At 72.4% G+C, this 19,149-nt stretch carries 18 protein-coding genes; 11 read left to right on the forward strand and 7 right to left on the reverse strand.

The features are described 5' to 3' along the window. Nucleotides 1–21 precede the first annotated feature (21 nt). From OGL89_RS09185 to OGL89_RS09225, 9 genes are all read left to right on the forward strand, one after another. Complete coding sequence (locus OGL89_RS09185) at nucleotides 22–1,926, forward strand: beta-glucoside-specific PTS transporter subunit IIABC (RefSeq protein ID WP_263119693.1); 1,905 nt, start codon at nucleotides 22–24, stop codon at nucleotides 1,924–1,926. Beyond that, nucleotides 1,923–3,380, forward strand: a complete 1,458-nt coding sequence (locus OGL89_RS09190; RefSeq protein WP_263119695.1) for a family 1 glycosylhydrolase — start codon at nucleotides 1,923–1,925, stop codon at nucleotides 3,378–3,380. The genes OGL89_RS09185 and OGL89_RS09190 overlap by 4 nt, the downstream gene beginning before the upstream one ends. A gap of 94 nt (nucleotides 3,381–3,474) precedes the next feature. Beyond that, nucleotides 3,475–5,061 carry a methyl-accepting chemotaxis protein gene (locus OGL89_RS09195; protein ID WP_263119696.1) on the forward strand — a complete coding sequence of 529 codons (1,587 nt, stop codon included), beginning with the start codon at nucleotides 3,475–3,477 and terminating at the stop codon, nucleotides 5,059–5,061. 129 nt (nucleotides 5,062–5,190) lie between these two features. Then, a complete protein-coding gene (locus OGL89_RS09200; protein ID WP_263119697.1) occupies nucleotides 5,191–5,433 on the forward strand; it encodes a LuxR C-terminal-related transcriptional regulator in 243 nt (80 codons plus the stop codon). Nucleotides 5,434–5,587: 154 nt separating this feature from the next. After that, nucleotides 5,588–6,349 carry a DeoR/GlpR family DNA-binding transcription regulator gene (locus OGL89_RS09205; RefSeq protein WP_263119698.1) on the forward strand — a complete coding sequence of 254 codons (762 nt, stop codon included), beginning with the start codon at nucleotides 5,588–5,590 and terminating at the stop codon, nucleotides 6,347–6,349. Continuing rightward, nucleotides 6,346–7,296 carry a 1-phosphofructokinase family hexose kinase gene (locus OGL89_RS09210; RefSeq protein ID WP_263119699.1) on the forward strand — a complete coding sequence of 317 codons (951 nt, stop codon included), beginning with the start codon at nucleotides 6,346–6,348 and terminating at the stop codon, nucleotides 7,294–7,296. Before OGL89_RS09205 ends, OGL89_RS09210 begins: the two co-directional genes overlap by 4 nt. Before the next feature lies 1 nt (nucleotide 7,297). Beyond that, complete coding sequence (locus OGL89_RS09215; protein WP_263119700.1) at nucleotides 7,298–7,753, forward strand: PTS sugar transporter subunit IIA; 456 nt, start codon at nucleotides 7,298–7,300, stop codon at nucleotides 7,751–7,753. Next, the gene (locus OGL89_RS09220; protein ID WP_263119701.1) at nucleotides 7,750–9,252 is read left to right on the forward strand and encodes a fructose-specific PTS transporter subunit EIIC; all 1,503 of its coding nucleotides are present in this window, start codon (nucleotides 7,750–7,752) and stop codon (nucleotides 9,250–9,252) included. The genes OGL89_RS09215 and OGL89_RS09220 overlap by 4 nt, the downstream gene beginning before the upstream one ends. A 173-nt stretch (nucleotides 9,253–9,425) precedes the next feature. Further along, nucleotides 9,426–10,442, forward strand: coding sequence for a hypothetical protein (locus tag OGL89_RS09225; RefSeq protein WP_263119702.1), 1,017 nt, complete (start codon nucleotides 9,426–9,428; stop codon nucleotides 10,440–10,442). A 6-nt stretch (nucleotides 10,443–10,448) separates the two neighbouring features. Here OGL89_RS09225 and OGL89_RS09230 read toward each other — a convergent pair whose 3' ends face one another. The 3 genes from OGL89_RS09230 to OGL89_RS09240 form a co-directional block, all read right to left on the reverse strand. Then, nucleotides 10,449–10,778 carry a PGPGW domain-containing protein gene (locus OGL89_RS09230; protein WP_263119703.1) on the reverse strand — a complete coding sequence of 110 codons (330 nt, stop codon included), beginning with the start codon at nucleotides 10,776–10,778 and terminating at the stop codon, nucleotides 10,449–10,451. Nucleotides 10,779–10,895: 117 nt separating this feature from the next. Continuing rightward, nucleotides 10,896–11,252, reverse strand: a complete 357-nt coding sequence (locus OGL89_RS09235) for a hypothetical protein (protein WP_263119704.1) — start codon at nucleotides 11,250–11,252, stop codon at nucleotides 10,896–10,898. Nucleotides 11,253–11,324: 72 nt separating this feature from the next. After that, nucleotides 11,325–13,580, reverse strand: a complete 2,256-nt coding sequence (locus tag OGL89_RS09240) for an EAL domain-containing protein (RefSeq protein ID WP_263119705.1) — start codon at nucleotides 13,578–13,580, stop codon at nucleotides 11,325–11,327. A 200-nt stretch (nucleotides 13,581–13,780) separates the two neighbouring features. Between OGL89_RS09240 and OGL89_RS09245 the strand changes: the two genes are divergently transcribed. Continuing rightward, nucleotides 13,781–14,146, forward strand: coding sequence for an STAS domain-containing protein (locus OGL89_RS09245; protein ID WP_263119706.1), 366 nt, complete (start codon nucleotides 13,781–13,783; stop codon nucleotides 14,144–14,146). Here OGL89_RS09245 and nrdG read toward each other — a convergent pair. Together nrdG and nrdD are read right to left on the reverse strand one after the other, a co-directional pair. Next, nucleotides 14,143–14,745 (reverse strand): anaerobic ribonucleoside-triphosphate reductase activating protein, encoded by a 603-nt coding sequence (nrdG, locus tag OGL89_RS09250; RefSeq protein ID WP_263119708.1) that lies wholly within the window; start codon nucleotides 14,743–14,745, stop codon nucleotides 14,143–14,145. The two genes, OGL89_RS09245 and nrdG, sit on opposite strands and share 4 nt — an antisense overlap. Continuing rightward, a complete protein-coding gene (gene nrdD / locus OGL89_RS09255; RefSeq protein ID WP_263119709.1) occupies nucleotides 14,742–16,952 on the reverse strand; it encodes an anaerobic ribonucleoside-triphosphate reductase in 2,211 nt (736 codons plus the stop codon). The genes nrdG and nrdD overlap by 4 nt, the downstream gene beginning before the upstream one ends. A 271-nt stretch (nucleotides 16,953–17,223) precedes the next feature. Between nrdD and OGL89_RS09260 the strand changes: the two genes are divergently transcribed. Next, complete coding sequence (locus OGL89_RS09260) at nucleotides 17,224–17,493, forward strand: HPr family phosphocarrier protein (RefSeq protein ID WP_263119710.1); 270 nt, start codon at nucleotides 17,224–17,226, stop codon at nucleotides 17,491–17,493. A gap of 114 nt (nucleotides 17,494–17,607) precedes the next feature. On the opposite strand, the gene uxuA is transcribed toward OGL89_RS09260, so the two are convergent. Together uxuA and OGL89_RS09270 are read right to left on the reverse strand one after the other, a co-directional pair. After that, on the reverse strand, nucleotides 17,608–18,774 hold the full coding sequence (gene uxuA, locus OGL89_RS09265) for a mannonate dehydratase (RefSeq protein ID WP_263119712.1): 1,167 nt from the start codon (nucleotides 18,772–18,774) through the stop codon (nucleotides 17,608–17,610). 60 nt (nucleotides 18,775–18,834) lie between these two features. Next, the coding region (locus OGL89_RS09270) for a hypothetical protein (protein ID WP_263119713.1) at nucleotides 18,835–19,149 on the reverse strand (315 nt) is incomplete at its 5' end.

Here is a 19,149-nt window from a genome sequence, read left to right on the forward strand (position 1 = left end):
CGGGACCTTCAGGAGCATCCTGTGACGTACGAGAAGGACGCTGCCGCGATCGTCGCGGCGGTCGGTGGCGAGGAGAACATCACCTCGCTCTACCACTGCATCACCCGACTGCGGTTCACCCTGGCCGACCGGTCGCAGGTCGACGAGGCCGCCGTGCGCGCGGTGCCCGCCGTCCAGGCGATCAACCAGAGCGGCGAGCAGTTCCAGGTGATCATCGGCAACGACGTGCCCAAGGTCTTCGACGCGGTCACCACCGGCCACCCGGGGCTGAACCGCAAGGTCGTGACGGCCGACGGCGCCGACAGCGACGACGCGCCCGTGAAGCAGGGCGGCAACGTCGTCGACCGGTTCTTCGGCTTCCTGTCCCAGACCTTCCCGCCGCTGGTCCCCGCGATCGCCGGCGCCGGTCTGATCAAGGGGCTGCTGGCGCTCGCGGTCTGGCTGGGCTGGATGTCCACCGAGACCCAGAACTACCAGCTGCTGTACGCCCTGGGTGACGGCTTCTTCTACTTCCTGCCGATCCTGCTGGCGATCTCCGCGGCCCGGACGTTCAAGACCAACGTCTTCGTCGCCGGTGCGCTGTCCGCCGCGCTGGTCTACCCGGGTCTGGTGACCCTGCTGAGCGCGGGCGACCCGGTGCACTTCCTCGGCGTGCCGGTCACCGCGACCACCTACTCGTACACCGTGATCCCGTCGCTGCTGGCGGTGTGGGCGCTGTCCTGGGTGGAGCGCGGGCTGAAGCGGATCATGCCGCAGGCCCTGCACCTGAGCGTGGTCCCGCTGCTCAGCCTGCTGGTGGTCGGCCCCGTGACCCTGGTCGCCCTCGGCCCGCTCGGCTCGATCATCGGCGAGCAGATCTCCGGCGGCCTGAACTGGCTGCTGACCCACGGCGGCGTGTTCTCCGGGATCCTGCTCGGTGCGCTGCTGTCCCTGATCATCATGACCGGGATGCACGCGGCCCTGGTGCCGTTCATCCTCGGCAACCTGGCCACCCTGGGCAGCGACCCGTTCCTGCCGCTGACCTACGTCCAGGTGATGTCGGTCGCCGGTGCGCTGTTCGGCGTCGCGATCCGCGCCCGGTCCGGCAAGGTCCGCGCGCTGTCGCTGTCCACCGGACTGACCGCGCTGATGGGTGTCACCGAGCCGGGTCTGTTCGGTCTGCTGGTCCCGATGCGCAAGGTGTTCCTGGGCAGCATGGTCGGTGGTGCCATCGGCGGCGCGATCTCGCTCGGCTTCAACGCGCAGGCCTACGCCCTGGTCGGCAACAGTGGCCTGCCGGGTCTGCCCGGTCTGGCCGGTGCCACCTTCGGCTGGTCCGCGCTGGCGATGGGCGCGGCGTTCGTGGGCTCCCTGATCGCGGTCTGCGTCATCGGCTTCGACGAGTCGCCGCTGACCGGCGGTGTCGTGGAGCCGGCGAGCACCGGGACCGCCCGCGCGGCCGAGGACGACCTGGCGACGGTGAAGTCCCCGGCCAACGGCACCGTGGTCCCGTTGGACCGGGTGAACGATCCGGCGTTCTCCGGCGCCACCCTGGGCAAGGGCATCGCGGTGCGGCCCTCCGACGGTGAGATCGTCGCGCCGTTCACCGGCACGGTGGTGACCGTGTTCCCGACCAAGCACGTGGTCGGTCTGATCAGCGACGACGGCATCGAACTGCTGGTGCACGTCGGCATCGACACCGTGGAGCTCGGCGGCAAGGGCTTCACCGCGCACGTCAAGGACGGCGACCGGGTGCGCACCGGCGACCCGATGCTGACCGTCGACCTGCCCGCCGTCTCGGCCACCCACGACGTCACCACCGTGATCGTGGTGACCAACACCCCCGCGTTCGCCGGGGTGGAGCCGGTCGTGAGCGGCACCGTCCGCGCCGGTGACCGCCTCCTGGCGATCGAGTCCCTCGAGCACGCCCTGGAGGCCACCCGATGAGTTTTCCCGACGGCTTCCTCTGGGGCGTCGCCTTCGCGGCGAACCAGGTCGAGGGCGGGTTCGACGCCGACGGCAAGGGCCTGTCCACCGCCGACGTGGTGCCGTTCCGGGACCCGAACGCCCGGAACTACACCGCGCTCGAGGCCCTGATGCGGGCCTCGGACGAGGAGATCGCCACCGCCCGCACGGTCGAGGGCGGTTCCGGCTACCCGAAGCGTTACGGCGTGGACTTCTACCACCGGTACCGCGAGGACGTCGACCTGTTCGCGGAGCTCGGCATCACCGCGTTGCGGCTGTCGATCGCCTGGACCCGGATCTTCCCGAACGGGGACGACGCGGAGCCGAATCAGGCCGGCCTCGACTTCTACCGGGACCTCTTCACCCGGCTGCGCGAGCGCGGGATCGAGCCGATCGTCACCCTGTCGCACTACGAGATGCCGCTCGCGCTGGTCGCCGACGGCCGGGACGGCTGGGCCGATCGCTCGGTGATCGACCTGTACACCCGCTACGTCGACACCGTCGTGCGCGAGCTGCACCCGCTGGTCACCTACTGGCTGACGTTCAACGAGATCAACACCACCCTGCTGGAGCCGTACACCGGTGGTGGCGTCGTGACCCGCGAGGGCGAGAACACCGTCCAGAAGGCCTGGCAGGCGGTGCACCACCAGTACGTGGCCAGCGCCCGGGCGGTCCGGATCATCAAGGACATCGACCCGCAGGCCCAGGTCGGCTGCATGCTGGCCCGGATGCTGCACTACCCGGCGACCAGTGCCCCCGGTGACGTGCTGGCGGCTCTGGAGGCGAACGATCTCAACCTGCTGCACACCGACGTCCAGGTGCGCGGCGCGTACCCGACGTTCACCGGCCGGCTGTGGGCGGAGCAGGGCATCACGGTCGACATGGCACCCGGTGACGCCGAGGAGCTGGCCGCCGGCACGGTCGACTTCCTGTCGTTCAGCTACTACATGTCCTTGGTGTCGGCGGCGGACCCGTCCCAGTACGGGATCACCGGCGGCAACATCTTCTCCAGCATCCGCAATCCGCACCTGGAGGTCACCGACTGGGGCGTGCACCACGACCCGGTCGGGTTGCGGATCGCGCTGCGCGACATGTGGGACCGGTACCAGGTCCCGCTGTTCGTGGTGGAGAACGGTCTGGGCGCCCAGGACGAGGTCGGCCCGGACGGCCGGGTCGACGACCCGTACCGGATCGAGTACCTGCGCACCCACATCGCGCAGATCGGCGAGGCGATCGACGACGGCGTGCGGGTGCTGGGCTACACGGCCTGGGGCGGCCTGGACATCATCGCGGCCTCGACCTCGCAGATGTCCAAGCGCTACGGGCTGATCTACGTCGACCAGGACAACGAGGGCAACGGCACCCTGAGCCGCACCCCGAAGGCGTCCTTCGACTGGTACCAGCAGGTCATCGCGGAGAACGGCGCGACGCTCTGACCTCCTGACCGGGTGAAACGCACCCCGATCCCTTCGTCCCGGCCCCCTGCGGTCGATGGTTCCCCCGCAGGGGGCCGGAACGAGGGATGTGAACGTGCGAGGCTTTCTGCAGAAATCGATCGCGACCAAGGTGGCGGCGTGCCTGGGCTTCCTGGGCCTGGTGGCGGTCGGACTGAGCGTGATGGCGAGCGCGCGTCTCGGCCTGCTCGCCGACCAGCAGCGCCACATGTACGACCGGGCCGCCGAGCCGCTGGTCGAGCTCGTGGACACCACGCGGGACTTCGGCAGCGTGCGGGCCCGGCTCAATTCGCTGCCCAGCACCCCCGCGGCCGATCAGGAGACCGCGGTCGCCGATCTGGACCAGTGGATCGACGACCTGCAGGGTGACCTGGACGGGTACCGGGACCACGCCAGCAGCGACGACTCGTTCGCCGCGATCGACGACCAGCTGTCCGCCTACCTGGACGGCGCGCGGCAGGTGCTGGACCTGGTGTCCTCCGGTGAGGAGGCCCAGGCGACCGCTCTGGTGAGCGGGGACCTGCGCGACGTGGCCGGCAGCGCCAACGACGCGCTGGAGGCGGAGGCCAGTGCGCTGGCGCAGGTCGCCGACGAGACCGAGCGCCAGGGTGCGGTGCTGCAGCGGCAGAGCATCCTGGTGCTCTGGGCCGCGCTGGTCACGGCGCTGGTGATCTCCGGCGCCGCCTGCACCGTGGTGATCCGCTCCCTGCGCCGGGACGTGCGCGGGATGGTCGCCTCGCTGTCCGCGTTGGAGCGCGGTGACCTCACCGCCACGCCGGACGTCCGCGGGCAGGACGAGCTGGGCACCATGGCCCGGTCGTTGGAGCGGGCGCAGGAGGCGCTGCGCGCGACGATCGCCACGGTCGTCGACACCGCCGGTGCCGTGGCGGCGTCGGCGGAGCAGCTCACCGCGTCCAGCGGAGAGGTGGCGGCGGGCGCCGAGCGCACCTCCGGTCAGGCCGGGGTGGTGGCGTCGTCGTCGGAGCAGGTCTCCCGGAACATCCAGACCGTGGCGGCCGGCGCCGAGGAGATGGGCGCCAGCATCCGGGAGATCGCGCAGAACGCCGCGCAGGCCGCCAAGGTCGCCGCACAGGCCACCGAGGTCGCCAGCGCCACGAACGAGCAGGTCACCCGCCTGGGCACCTCCAGCCAGGAGATCGGCAACGTGGTGAAGGTGATCACCAGCATCGCGGAGCAGACCAACCTGCTGGCATTGAACGCGACGATCGAGGCGGCGCGTGCGGGGGAGGCGGGCAAGGGCTTCGCGGTGGTGGCCGGTGAGGTCAAGGAGCTGGCGCAGGAGACCGCGACCGCGACCGAGGACATCGCCCGCCGGGTGGAGGCGATCCAGTCCGAGACTGCCGCGGCGGTCACCGCCATCGCCGAGATCGCCCGGATCGTCTCCGACATCAACGACTACCAGCTGACGATCGCGAGCGCGGTGGAGGAGCAGACGGCGACCACCACGGAGATGTCCCGCTCGGTCGCCGAGGCCGCGACCGGATCCGGGGAGATCGCGACCACGATCACCGCGGTGGCCGGTGCGGCGGAGGACTCCACCCGGAACGTGCAGCAGATCGGTGACGCGGTGGCGGAGCTGGCCCGGATGTCCGCGCAGCTGCGGGCCGCGACCTCGACGTTCGTCTACGCCGTGCGCAGCTGAGGTGAGGTGGTGGCGCCGGGCTCGGCGTTGGGCCGTCCGGGTGAGCCACCCATCCCGGAGCCGGGTGGGTCCGAACCCCTGACGCGGCAGGATGCCGCGGATCGGTCACCCGTACGGAGGAGCCCCCTGATGACCACCACCCTCGACGCCGACACGGCCCGGCGCCCCGCGATGTTCGGCGATCCTCTGAGCACCCGGGAGCGGGTCGTGCTGGCGGAGCTGAGCAAGGGCGACACCCTGGAGGAGATCGCGCGCCGGCTGTTCGTCAGCCGGAACACGGTCAAGACCCAGGTGCGGGCGGTCTACCGCAAGGTGGGAGCCACCAGCCGCACGGAAGCGGTGGCGTGGGCGAAGGCCGCCGGTCTGCGCTGACCCCGTCTGCTGATCGGCCTCCCCGGGCACCTCGCCCGGGGAGGCCGATGTGGTTTCGCCCCCGAATTTGTTGTTTTGGGTTGACTTCTGTGCCGCGTGCGCCGCACACTCGTCCGGTCGGGACGGACCGGCAGCACCTCACGATGGAGTCGACGTGTACGCAACGGAGCGCCAGCAGCAGATCCTCGCCGTGGCACGGCGGGACGGACGCGTGGACGTCACCTCACTCGCCGCCGACCTCGACGTCACCACCGAGACGGTCCGGCGCGACCTGACCGTCCTGGAACGGCACGGCCTGGTGCGCCGGGTGCACGGCGGCGCGATCCCGGTCGAGCGGCTGGGGTTCGAGCCCGGTCTGGCCCAGCGCGAGGGGCTGCTCTCCGCGGAGAAGGAGCGGATCGCCAAGGCCGCGCTGGACGAGCTCCCGGACGGCGGCTCCGTGCTGCTGGACGCCGGGACCACCACGGTCCGGCTGGCCGAGCTGCTGCCCAGCGACCGCGAGCTCACCGTCGTCACCCATGCCCTGCCGGTCGCCACCGTGCTGGCCACCCGGTCCCACATCACGCTGCACCTGGTCGGCGGCACCGTCCGTGGCCGCACGCTGGCCGCGGTGGGCAGCTGGGCACTGCGCGAGCTGGCCGAGATCCGGGTCGACGTCACCTTCCTCGGCACCAACGGACTCAGCGTCGAACACGGGCTGACCACCCCGGACCTGGCCGAAGCCGCGGTGAAGGCCGCCCTGGTGCACGCCGGTCGGCGCACCGTGGTGCTGGCCGACCACACCAAGCTCGGCCGCGAGGACTTCGCGCACGTCGCCCCGCTGTCCGCGGTCGACGCGCTCGTCACCGACACCGGCGTCCCACCGGAGCTGGCGGAGGAGTTCGAGTCCGCCGGCACCCGGGTGGTGCGGGCATGATCGTCACGCTGACCCCCAACCCAAGCCTGGACCGGGCGCTGGACCTGCCGCGGCTGGAGCTGGGCGGGGTGAACCGCGCGGCCGCCGAGCACCTGCACCCGGGCGGCAAGGGCCTGAACGTCACCCGGGCGCTGGCCGCCCACGGTGTCTCCTCCCGTGCGGTGCTGCCGGTCGGCGGCCCGGACGGCGCCCGCATCGTCGACCTGCTGGGCGAACAGGGCGTGGCGGCGCACCCGGTCCGGGTCGCGGGGGACACCCGGTCGAACCTCACGCTCGCCGAGGCCAACGGGCGGACCACCAAGGTCAACAGCCCGGGAGCGCCGCTGTCCGCCGCGGAGGTCGACACGCTGCTGGCCGCCGTGGAGGCCGAGCTGCTGCCGGACGCCCGTGCCCTGGTGATCGCCGGCTCGCTGCCGGTCGGACAGGCCGACTCCCTGCTGACCCGTGCGATCGACCTGGGGGTGCGCGCCGGGGTCCCGGTGGTCGCCGACACCTCGGGCGCACCGCTGGACACCGCGGTCGCGCACGGCGGTCTCGCCCTGGTGAAGCCGAACGACGAGGAGCTCGCCGAGCTGGTCGGGACCGAGCTGAGCACCGTGGGAGACGTCCAGGGCGCCGCTCGGGAGCTGATCGCCGGGGGCATCGGCGCGGTGCTGGTCTCGCTCGGCAGCCACGGCGCGCTGCTGGTGCACGCCGACCGCAGCTGGTGGGCAGGCGGCCCGGCACTGGTCCCGCTCTCCACCGTCGGCGCCGGGGACTGCACCCTCGCGGGCTATCTGGCCGCCGCCGATCCCGATCCCGCGGTCCGGCTGGCCCGGTCCGTCGCCTGGGGCCGCGCCGCGGTCCTGCTCCCGGGCAGCGCAGTGCCCGGGCCTGCCGACATCCACCCGTCCGAGGTCGCCGTCGTGGTCGACCCCGACCCCGCCACCACCCTCAAGGAGCTGTGACATGAGCCAGCCGCTCACCATCCCGGACCTGGTCCTCACCGACCTGGTCGCCGGCGACCGCGAGGACGCGACCGCCCAGCTGATCGCCGTGCTGCACGCCGCCGGCCGGGTCACCGACGCCGAGGGCTTCGCCGCCGACGTCCGGGCCCGCGAGGCGCAGATGCCCACCGGCATGCCGGGCGGCGTCGGTCTGCCGCACGCCCGCTCCGAGCACGTCACCGCGCCCAGCCTGGCCATCGGCAAGCTGCGCGACGGCGTGGACTGGGGCGCCGAGGACGGCCCCGCCCGCCTGGTGTTCCTGATCGCCGCGCCCGCCGGTGGCGACGCGGACCACCTGCAGATCCTCGCCGCCCTGGCCCGCCGCCTGGTGCACGCGTCGTTCCGGCAGTCGCTGCTCGACGCCCCCGACGCCACCACCGTGGCCGAGATCATCACCCGAGAGGTCGTCCCGTCGTGAAGTTCGTCGCCGTCACCTCGTGCCCCACCGGCATCGCGCACACCTACATGGCCGCGGAGGCCCTCGAGCAGGCGGGCAAGGCCGCCGGGCACGAGGTCGTCGTGGAGACCCAGGGCGCCGCCGGATCCACCCCGATCGACCCGGCCGTGATCGCGGCCGCCGACGGGGTCATCTTCGCCGCCGACCTGGAGGTGCAGAACCGGGACCGGTTCGCCGGGAAGCCCACCGTCGACGTCGGCGTGAAGAAGGCCGTGCACGACGCACCCGGGGTGCTCGGCCAGGCGATCGCCGCGGTCGAGTCCGGTGCGGTCACCGGGTCCGCACCGGCTGCGGCTGCCGCCGGTCCCACCACCAAGGTCGACCCGAACGCCTCCGTCGGCACCCGGATCCGGCAGTGGCTGATGACCGGAGTCAGCTACATGATCCCGTTCGTCGCCGCGGGCGGGATCCTGATCGCGCTCGGCTTCATGGTCGCGCAGGCGGCCTGGGGCCAGACCGGCGCGGTCGAGGTCACCCAGGTGACCGTGCAGGACCTGATCCAGAACTTCTCGATCGCCTCCGGCCAGGACTGGGCGGCGCTGCTGTTCCAGACCGGCTCCGCGGCGTTCGCGTTCCTGGTGCCGGTGCTCTCCGGGTTCATCGCCTACGGCATCGCCAACCGCCCCGGCCTGGTGCCCGGGTTCGTCGGCGGCTCGATCTCGGTCGCGATCGGCGCCGGGTTCCTGGGCGGTCTGGTCACCGGGTTCGTCGCCGGCTTCCTCGCGCTGTGGATCAGCAACTGGCGGGTGCCCAAGGGCGTGCGCGGTGTGATGCCGGTCGTGGTCACCCCGCTGCTGTCGTCGCTGATCACCGGCTTCCTGATGTTCGTCCTGATCGGGCGCCCGATCGCCGCGCTGATGGACGCGCTCACCTCCTGGCTGAACGGCCTCTCCGGCTCCAACCTGATCCTGATGGGCGTGCTGCTCGGCGCGATGATGGGCTTCGACCTGGGCGGGCCGGTGAACAAGGTGGCCTACACCTTCGCGGTCACCGGCCTGGCCACCAGCGGCCTGGGAGCGGACGCGGTGCAGTACCGGATCATGGCCGCGGTGATGGCCGCCGGGATGGTCGCCCCGCTGGCCCTGGCCACGGCCACCTTCGTCCGCAAGCGCCTGTTCACCCCGCAGGAGCAGGAGAACGGCAAGGCCGCGGTGCTGCTCGGCCTGAGCTTCATCTCCGAGGGGGCCATCCCGTTCGCCGCCGCCGACCCGTGGCGCGTGATCGTGTCCTCCGTCGTCGGCTCCGGGGTCACCGGCGCGCTGGTGATGGCCTTCGGCTCCGGGCTGCAGGCACCGCACGGCGGCATCTGGGTGCTCCCGCTGATCTCCAACTTCGGCGGGTTCATCCTCGCGGTCCTGATCGGCACGCTGGTGTCGGCGGCGATCGTCGTGGCGCTCAAGAGCACCCGCAAGCTGCCCGAGGAGGCCGTCGCCGACCAGCAGGTCGCCGTCGCCGCCTGAACCACCCGCACGACCGCACCCCTCGGCGCACCAGGTCGGGGGGTGCGGTCGTGTCCGGGGCCGAAGGTCCCGTCCCTGCAGGTCGGGAGGGGTCTTGACTGCGGGGAGCAGCAGCCGACTCGCCCACGGGCGTGCGAACCGGCCACCACGAGTGGAAGGTCCGCGAACGCCCGATGACACCGTTCTACGCCGACGCCACCGAGACCCTGGCGGTCTTCTGGGACGGCCGTCCGCACACCCGGGCCGACCTGCAGCGGATCACCGGCCGGGCCCGGAACACGGTCACCAAACATCTCGACCTGCTCAGCCGGCACTGCCTGATCGTCGACGCGGGCAAGGACCCGGCGGTCACCGGACGCCCTCGTGACCGGTTCCGGCTCAACGCGGCGGCCGGGGCGCTCGCCGTGGTGCAGAGCGACGGCGAGCGCGCCCGACTCGCCGTCGCGGACCTGACCGGCCGGGTGCGGGGTCGCTGCGCCGTCCGCGCCGACCTGCTCGCCCCCGGCCTGACCCGGGCCGCCGCGGAGTTCCTGCCCGGCGCCCCGGTGCTGACCGTCCTGCTCTCGGACACCGGTGAGCATCCGGTCGCCGCTGGCGCCCTGGCCGCCGAGCTGCACGCCCAGGTGCACGTGCGTCCGTGGGCCGAACTCGCGCTCAGTTCCGAGGCGGTGTCCGGGACCGTGCTCTGCGTCGACGCCGAGGACACCGTCCGGGCCGCCACCCTGCTGGACGGACGGGTCGTCACCGGGGCCGCGGGCCTGGCGGGCGGGATCGGCTCCCTGGTGCTGCCCAGTCAGGAGACCACGCTCGGGGTCGCCCGCCGCCACCGTCTGGACGACGTGCTCGGGATCGCCCGTCGCACCCCGCACGACCCCGCCGTGCAGCTCGCCGCCGGTCGCCACCTCGGGCAGGCGGTCGCGGTGTTCTGCCGGCTGGTCGACCCCGACGCCCTCCTGGTCGCCGGGCATCCGGCCCGCAACCGCGCGTTCCTGACCGGACTGCGCGACGCGGTGACCGCCCGGGCCCGCTGGGGTCGCACCGGTCGGCTCGACGTGCGGACGGTGTCCGGGGACCTGCACGCCGCCATCGCCCGGGGCGGATGCGTCGAGGCGCACCGGCTCACCGGCACCCGTGATCAGTTGGACCGGGTGCTGCGCACGATCGACCGGCCGCTGACCCTGGCGGGGTGAGCGGGGCTACCGGGACCGACGTGCGCGCCACCGGTGCCAGAGCCGGAGCACCCAGGCCTTGAACCGGTCGGTCACCCGGCGGATCGCCGGGAACTCGGTGCCGAGCACCCCCAGGCCCAGGAAGATCAGCAGCCACCCCGGGCCGGGGAGCACCAGCAGCACGATGCCGGTGGCCACGATCGCGCCGCCCACGGTGGTCACCAGGGCGCGGTAGACCAGGCGGGTGCTGCGCCGGCGGTGCAGGCGCTCGCGCAGGGCGTGCATCCGGCGCAGGAGCGGGGAGCGCTCGGCGGCGTCCAGCTCGGCGGCGAGGCCCTCGGGGGCGGGGTGGGTCATGTGCGGACAACGCCCGAGGACGGGTCCCGGTTCCTCGCGCGAACCGGGCGGCGGGCGATCGGCGTGGCGGCCGGGCCGATCCGGCGGGCCGGGCGTCGACCCGACGGTGGAGCTCCCCTACGTCCCGGGACCCGCGGAGAACGTGATCAGGGCGTCGAGACCGCGCTCGACCAGTCGCCGTCGGACCGCCGGGACGGCCCCCAGGACCGTCAGCCGCGAGTAGCCGGGCGTGAGGTGGCACATCAGGACGCCGACCAGGTCGAGCGCCAGGTCGCCCAGCTCGTCGGCCTCCCGCAGGTCCAGCGTGCGCACCGGTGCGAGGTGCCGGACCGCGTCCCGCAGATCGCCCCCGGGTGCCAGCGCGCCGGCGAAGGCGCGCACGACCCGGTCATCGGCCGTTCCGGTCACGCGCAGCACCCACGGCTCGTCGCTGCCGAGGTCGATCCGGCCTGCTGGGTCGGGATCCCGTTCCATACCCCATCCAACGGTGGGGCGACGTGCTTTCCGAGAGGGCCAACGTCCTGACCCGCGGGTGAAACCTGCCGGTCAGGCGTCCGCCACCACGGTCCGTGCGGACCGCATCCACTCGGCGAAGTCCGGCGCAGGCATCGGCCGGGCGTGCAGGAACCCCTGCGTCCGGTCGCAGCCCAGGCGCCGCAGGAGGTCGAGCGTGGCCTCGTCCTCGACCCCCTCCGCGACCAGGCGGAGCCCGAGGTGGTGCGCGAGCTCGATGGTCCCGGAGACGATGGCCCGGGTGCGCGGGTCCGAGGTGAGCTTGCCGGTGAACGACCGATCGAGCTTCAGCTCCTCCGCCGGGAGGTCGTTGAGGTAGGCGAGCGAGGAGTAGCCGGTCCCGTAGTCGTCGATGCTGACCGCGATGCCGAGGCCGGCGATCTGCCGGGTGACCTCGACCGCGAGCCGGGGGTCGTGCATCAGGGTGGTCTCGGTGATCTCCACGACGAGCCGGCTGGGCGGCAGCCCGGCGCGGTCCAGGGCACCCTCCAACGCCTGGAGCAGGCCCGGGTACTCCAGGCAGGAGGTCGAGAGGTTGACCGCCACCGGGAGATCGAGTCCGGCGGCCCGCCAGAGCGCCGCCTGCCCGGTCGCCTGGTCCAGCACGTGCCAGGTCAGCGGCGTCATCAGACCGTGCTCCTCGGCCAGGTCGAGGAACGCGTACGGTCCGAGCAGCCCGCGACGGGGGTGGTCCCACCGCACCAGGGCCTCGGCGGCCAGCACCCGGCCCGTCGCGGCGTCGAGCTGCGGCTGGAAGTGCACCGTGAGGTGACCGTGCTCGGCGGTGGAGCCGGTCAGCATGGCCCGGAGCTCCTCGGCGAGCTCGTGCCGGGTGCGCGCCTGGGCGTCGGTGGCCCGGTCGTAGACGCACACGCCGCTGCCCGACCGTTTGGCGATGTACATCGCGGCGTCGGCACCGCGCAGCAGTTCGCCGTCGCGCTGCTCGCCCAGCATCGTGCTCGCGACGCCGATGCTCGCCGAGACCCGCAGGACCCGGCCGCCGGTCTCGCTCGGAACGGCCGCGGCCTCGCAGAGCTCCCGCGCGATGGTCACGGCGCGGTCCGGGTCGGGGTCGCTCAGGACGACGGCGAACTCGTCGCCGCCCAGTCTTGCCAGGAGGCCCCGTCCGTTCAAGGTCCCGGCCAGACGCTCGGCCATGTCCTGGATCAGAGCGTCACCGACCGCGTGCCCGTACCGGTCGTTCACGTCCTTGAACCGGTCCAGGTCGATCACCAGCAGGGCGGCGCCGTCCTCGGTCTCCGACAGCGCGTCCAGCCGCTCGATGAGCGCCCGTCGGTTCGGCACGCCGGTCAACGAGTCGGTGCGGGCCTCGATCCGCGAGGCCGCCAGCTGCGACAGGTCGTGGACGAGCCGGAGGACCCGGACGCAGGCCGAGAGCCCGGCGGCGGCGGCCAGGACGCTCACCGGGACGGACCCGTCGCGCAGCGCGGAGTTCGCGGCCAGGATGCCGATCGACGCCGCGATGACCACGACGGATCCGGCGGTCGTCGCCCGGGACGAGGCGTACGCGGCGGTGCGTTCACCGCGCGGCATCCGCCCGGCCAGTGCCGCGGCGAGCGCCAGCAGCGTCCAGACGCCCAGCACGATCAGATCCGCCGGTCCGCCGGCCGGGGCCTCGGCGGTCAGGGCCAGCACGACCGCCTCGCCGCCGCCGGTGAGCAGCGCGGCCGCGGTCAGCACCAGGGCACGGGGGTCGGTGCGCAGATCCGCGATCGCCGTCACCGTCAGGCAACTGCCCGCCAGGACGGTCACCGCCGACAACCGGATCAGGTGCGAGAAGTCCTGCCCGGTCAGGCCCGTCCCCGAGGTCCAGGCGAGCGTCAGGGCCGCGAGCGCCAGGGCCGCCAGGAACGCGCTGATCCCGTTCAGCCAGTCACCGGGGTCCGACAGTTCGGTCCCGGACCGGTTCCATCGGACCATGCCCTGGTAGAGGCAGGCGCAGGCGGCGACCGCCGCGACGGTCACGCCCCAGCCGCGCAGCCCGGTAGCGGTCCCCGCCGGATCGGCCGCACGGAGAACCGCCTCGGCGGCGAGCCCTGCGGCGACGGACCAGGCCCCGCGGCTCGACCAGAGCCACACCGGGGACTCGTCGTCGCGGGAGCGGTTGCGGAGCAGATGCGCGGACGTCGCCGCGACGAGCGCACCGGACAGCCACGCCGCGGCGGGCAGCCCACCCGCGAGCGCCACCAGGACGAGCAGCAGCAGCGAGACCGCGGCCGCGAGGACGCGGCCCCGTCTCGTCTGTGCGGAACGCGGACCAGGGAGCATTGGGTCCTTATCGGCACGGCAGCGGCCGGACCAAGGATCGGCGGCGATGATCACCCGCTCCTGGCGATGTCATGCGGCTCACATTCGGGTCGAGCGCGAACGGGTGATCGGGTCGTGAGAACCGGCCGTGGCCCCGCCACCTGGGTGGGGACACCCGGCGGGTGCTCGCGCCGATCCCCCGCACGTGCCGATACTGGCGGGTGCACTCTTCCGCGGCCCACGACCCGGTCGGCCCACCCGGTGCCGGCCGGGTCTGGATCGACCCGCTGACGCCCGACGTCCTCTGGATGGCGGGCGAGGTCGACCTGCCGGTGGTCAGGGCGGGTGGCGACGCCCTGACCGCGGACGACCTGAACGCCGTGGACGTCGTCGACCTCACCGAGGTGACGTTCATCGACTCCTCGGTGGTCGCCCTGCTCGCGAACCTGCTGCTGCGGCGGCCGCCCACCGCGTCCCCGCTCGTCGTCCGGAACCCGCCGGACCTGGCCCTGGTGATCCTCGAGATCGCCGGCCTGCTGTCCGCGATCGAGCTCGTCGACCGGACGGCCGACGAGCCGGACCGCTAGAGCAGCGCCCGCCGGTCCACCTGCTCCGCGTCCTGCGCGGTCCGCAGCCCACCGGTCCACGTGACCGCCCGTCCCGCGGCGAGCGACGCCGGCACGTCCAGCACCCGTTGGTTCCGGCTGCCCCGGAACGCCAGACTCAGATCCCGCTGCGCCAGCTCGAATCGCCCGTCGACCAGCACGTCCAGCTCGCCGAGCAGCTCCCGCTTGTCCGCGCTCCCGGTCAGCAGTTCCTCCAGGGTGTAGCCGGTCCAGCACCACACGTCCTTGGCCCGGCCGTGCTCGGCGCGCAGCCGGTGAACGACGTCCAGGCAGACCTGGGTGTTGAGGAACGGCTCACCGCCGAGCAGGGACAGGCCCTGGACCGCGGAGTGCCGCAGGTCGGTGACGATCCGGTCGGCGAGCGCCTCGTCGTAGACCGTGCCGTAGCGGAACGACCAGGCGGCCTCGTTGAAGCAGCCGGCGCAGGCGAAGGGGCAGCCGCTCACGTACAGCGAGCAGCGCACCCCCTCGCCGTCGACCATCACGAACGGCTTGTAGTCGGCGACCCGGCGCCCGCTGAGCCGCGCGGCGGTCCAGTCCGGGCGCGGATCCCGGGTCATGACGCGCTCGGGACCGACCCGGTGCTGCCCTCCAGGTGCTTGACCCGGGAGGAGATCTCCACGTGGCGGCCGTGCACCATCGGGCGCTGCTGCGGGTTGCCCAGGTAGCCGCAGGTGCGCTTGACCACGTCACAGGTCCGCGGGTCGGTATTGCCGCAGGACGGGCAGGCGAAGCCGCGTTCGGTCGGGGTGAAGTCGCCGGAGAAGTCGCACTCCAGGCAGTGGTCGATCGGGGTGTTGGTGCCGAGGTAGCCGACCCGGTCGTAGGCGTAGTCCCAGACCGCCTCCAACGCCTTCGGGTTCTGCTGCAGCACTGGGTACTCGCAGTAGTGGATGAACCCGCCGGAGGCGTAGGCCGGGTAGTCCGCCTCGAAGTCGAGCTTCTCGAACGGGGTCGGCGCCTTGCGGACGTCGTAGTGGAAGGAGTTCGTGTAGTAGTCCTTGTCGGTGATGTCGGGCACCGAGCCGAACTTCTTCTTGTCCAGGCGGCAGAACCGGTCGGTCAGCGACTCGGACGGGGTGGAGTAGACGCTGAACTGGTAGCCGTGCCGGGCGGTCCAGTCCTGGGCGCGGGCGTGCAGGGTGCGCAGGATCCGGAGCGTGAACTCCTTGGCCTCCGGGTCGGACTCCCATGCGCCGCCGAAGAACGCCGCGGCCGCCTCGTACAGGCCGATGTACCCGAGCGACACGGTGGCCCGGCCGTCGCGGAACAGCGAGTCGACCTCGTCGTCCGGGGCGAGCCGCTGGCCGAACGCGCCGTGCACGTAGAGGATCGGCGCGTTGGCGGGCACGGCCTCCTTGCACCGCTCGACCCGGAACAGCAGGGCGTCGTGCACGGTCTCCAGCCGCTGCTCCAGCAGGGACCAGAACCGGTCCTGGTCGCCACGGGTCTCCAGCGCGATCCGGGGGATGTTGAGCGTGACCACGCCCAGGTTCATCCGGCCCTCGACGACGTCGTCGCCGTTCGCGTCCTGCCATCCCTGCAGGAACGAGCGGCAGCCCATCGGCACCTTGAACGATCCGGTGATCTCCACGATCTTGTCGTAGCTGAGGATGTCGGGGTACATCCGCTTGGTGGCGCACTCGACCGCGAGCTGCTTGAGGTCGTAGTTGGGATCGGCCTGCTCCAGGTTGACCCCGCGGCGCAGCGTGAAGATCAGCTTCGGGAAGATCGCGGTGCGACGCTCCTTGCCCAGGCCGAGGATCCGGATCTGCAGGATGGCGCGCTGGATCTCCCGCTCGAACCAGCCGGTGCCGAGTCCGAAGCCCACCGAGGTGAACGGGGTCTGCCCGTTCGAGGTGAACAGGGTGTTGATCTCGTACTCCAGCGACTGCATCGCGTCGTAGATGTCCTTGCTGGTCTTCTCCCGGGCGTAGGCCTCGCGCCGGTCGTCGCCGGTGATCCAGCGCTCGGCGTCCGCGAGGTGCTTCGCGAAATTCCGCTCGGCGTAGGGCGCCAGCAGCTCGTCGATCCGGTTCACCGAGCACCCGCCGTACTGGCTGGAGGACACGTTCGCGATGATCTGGGAGATCTGCGCGGTGGCGGTCTGGATCGAGCGCGGCGGGTCGACCTGGGCGTTCCCGATCCGGAAGCCGTCGGCCAGCATGGTGCGGAAGTCGATCAGGCAGCAGTTCGTCATCGGCGCGTAGGGGTGGTAGTCCAGGTCGTGGTAGTGCAGGTCGCCCTTCGCGTGCGCGTTCGCCACGTGCGGCGGGAGCATCCGCAGCCCGATCGCCTTGCCGACCGCGCCCGCGGTCAGGTCGCGCTGGGTGTTGAAGACGTCGCTGTCCTTGTTGGCGTTCTCGTTGACGACCGTCTGGTCCTTGCCGATCAGCTGGCCGACCGAGTGGTTCACGTCCAGCGCGCGGCTGCGTGCCAGGTCGCGCTGCACCCGGTAGTCGATGTACCGCTGCGCGACCTCGTACTCGTGCGACTCCACCAGGATGTGCTCGACGACGTTCTGGATCTCGTAGATCTTCACCTCGCCGGTGAAGCGGGCGGCCAGCTCGGCGTGGGCCTGCGCGACCAGGTCGGTCAGCATCAGCTCGTGCAGGGCGGAGACCTCACCGTGCACCTCGACGAACGCCTTGCGCAGGGCGGCCTGGATCCGGGAGCCGTCGTAGGGGAGGGCCCGACCGTCGCGCTTCCGCACGATCAGCGTGGCGTCCTCGGCCACCTGCGGACGGTCGATCTCCATAGCGGTCATCCCGGGTCATCCCTTTCGCGCGGTGCCTGCGACCGCCACTAGATGTTGTGTCCGGGCAAGACTCGCAACACAACATGAGGGGTAAGTCGGGACCTTTGTCCCTGAGGCCCATGACCGTGCGGGTGCAGGCCCGGAATCCGGATCCCGGGTCCGGCGTGTCGGGTCCGGGCGTGGTCCGTCCGGGCGGCCCTGGTGCGGCGCGCCCGGTGCGGCGCACACGGATCAGGCACACTCGAGCTCTGGCACTCGTCCGTCTGGAAGGAATCCCCTCATGGCCACTCGTCAGGTCACCGTCGCGTCCTCGGTGGGGCTGCACGCCCGCCCCGCGTCCCTGTTCGCCCGTGCGGTGCAGGGTCACGGCATCCCGGTGACCATCGCCAAGGAGGGCGGCACCCCGGTGGACGCCGCGAGCCTGCTGATGGTGATGGGCCTGGGCGTCAAGCACGGGGAGACCGTGGAGCTCAGCTCGGACGCGGACGGCGCGGACGCCGTGCTGGACGAGCTGGTCGCCATGCTCGCCCGCGACCTCGACGCGGACTGAGCATCCGCCCGGACCGTCGGGTCCGGTGAGAGTGCACGAAGGCAGGCTTCCGGTGCGCGGAGGCCTGCCTTCGTGCACTCTCGACCAGGGGTGCCGGCCGCGAGGCGCGCGCGGTCAGGCCCCGCGCAGGCGGCGGACCGCGAGCTCGACGCCGCGCAGCTCGGCGAGCCCGCGCAGCCGCCCGTACAGCGAGTACCCGGGGTTCGTCACCCGGGAGGCGTCGTCCAGCAGCACGTGGCCGTGGTCCGGGCGCATCGGGATCGCCGCGCCGCGCCGGTCCTCCTCGGCGAGCAGCGCGTCGATCACGGCGACCATGTCCGCGTCCCCGGCCAGGTGCGGCGCCTCGGTGAAGGACGCCCCGTCGTCGTCCAGCAGCACGCTGCGCAGGTGGGCGAAGTGGATCCGGTCGGCGAACCGGCGGGTCATCGCCACCACGTCGTTGTCCGCGCGGGAGCCGTACGAGCCGACGCACATGGTCAGGCCGTTGGCCTCGGACGGTGCGGCGTCCAGCACCCGCTGGGCGTCGTCGGCGGTGGAGACCACCCGCGGCAGGCCGAACATCGGCCGGGGCGGGTCGTCGGGGTGGATCGCCATCCGCACGCCGACCTGCTCGGCGACCGGGACGATCGCGCGCAGGAAGTCGTCCAGGTGTCCGCGCAGGCGGTCGGCGGGCACGTCGTCGTAGGTCGCGAGCGCGGCACGGAACCGGTCCAGGTCGTAGTGCTCCTCCGCGCCGGGCAGGCCGGCCAGGACGGTGGCACGCAGCCGGTCGCGGGCGTCGGCGTCCAGCGTGTCCCAGAGCCCGGCGGCACGGGCGGTCTGCTCGGGGGTCCAGTCGTCGGCCGCGCCGGGCCGGGCCAGGTCGAACAGGTCGAAGGCCGCCAGCGCGGTAGCGTCGAACCGCAGGGCCAGGGCGCCGTCCGGCATCGGGTACGCCAGGTCGGTGCGGGTCCAGTCCAGGACCGGCATGAAGTTGTAGCAGACGACGTCGAGTCCGCAGGCCGCCAGATTGCGCAGCGACTGCTGGTAGTGCTCGACCGCCTCGGCGGCACGCGGCCCACCGGTCTTGATGTCCTCGTGCACGGGGACGCTCTCCACCACGGACCAGACCAGTCCGGCGGCCTCGATCTCGGCCTGACGGGCGCGGATCTCCTCGACGGTCCACACCGCGCCGTTGGGCAGGTGGTGCAGGGCGGTGACGATGCCGGTCGCGCCGGTCTGCCGGACCTCGGCCAGGGTGATCGGGTCGGCGGGACCGAACCAGCGCCAGGTGTGCAGCATGGGATGTGCCTCCAGGAAGAGCGATGGCGGCGGCGGGAGCGCACGCCCCCTCCGCCGCCATCAGATCAGATCAGCCGTGCTGCCCGCGGTGAGGATCGGCAACGCGGCGACCACGCCGTCGGTGGTGGTGGTCGACTCCAGCAGCTCGGGCTTGATCCGGTCGATCCAGTCCGCGGCGTAGTCCTCGGTGTCCAGCGCGTACTCGGCATAGTCGTCGAACGCGCGGGCGATCCGCGACGAGGTCGTCGCCCGCAGCGCGGTCTTCCGCGACCACTGGGAACGCGGCGAGGTCGGCTCGTGGAGGTCGGCGATCAAGACCATGCGCCACCCGGCGCGCGGCTGGATCCGCTTCGATATCGAGATGCTCCACGACCC

This window comes from Cellulomonas sp. RIT-PI-Y, assembly GCF_025642745.1.
Taxonomy (GTDB): Bacteria; Actinomycetota; Actinomycetes; order Actinomycetales; family Cellulomonadaceae; genus Cellulomonas.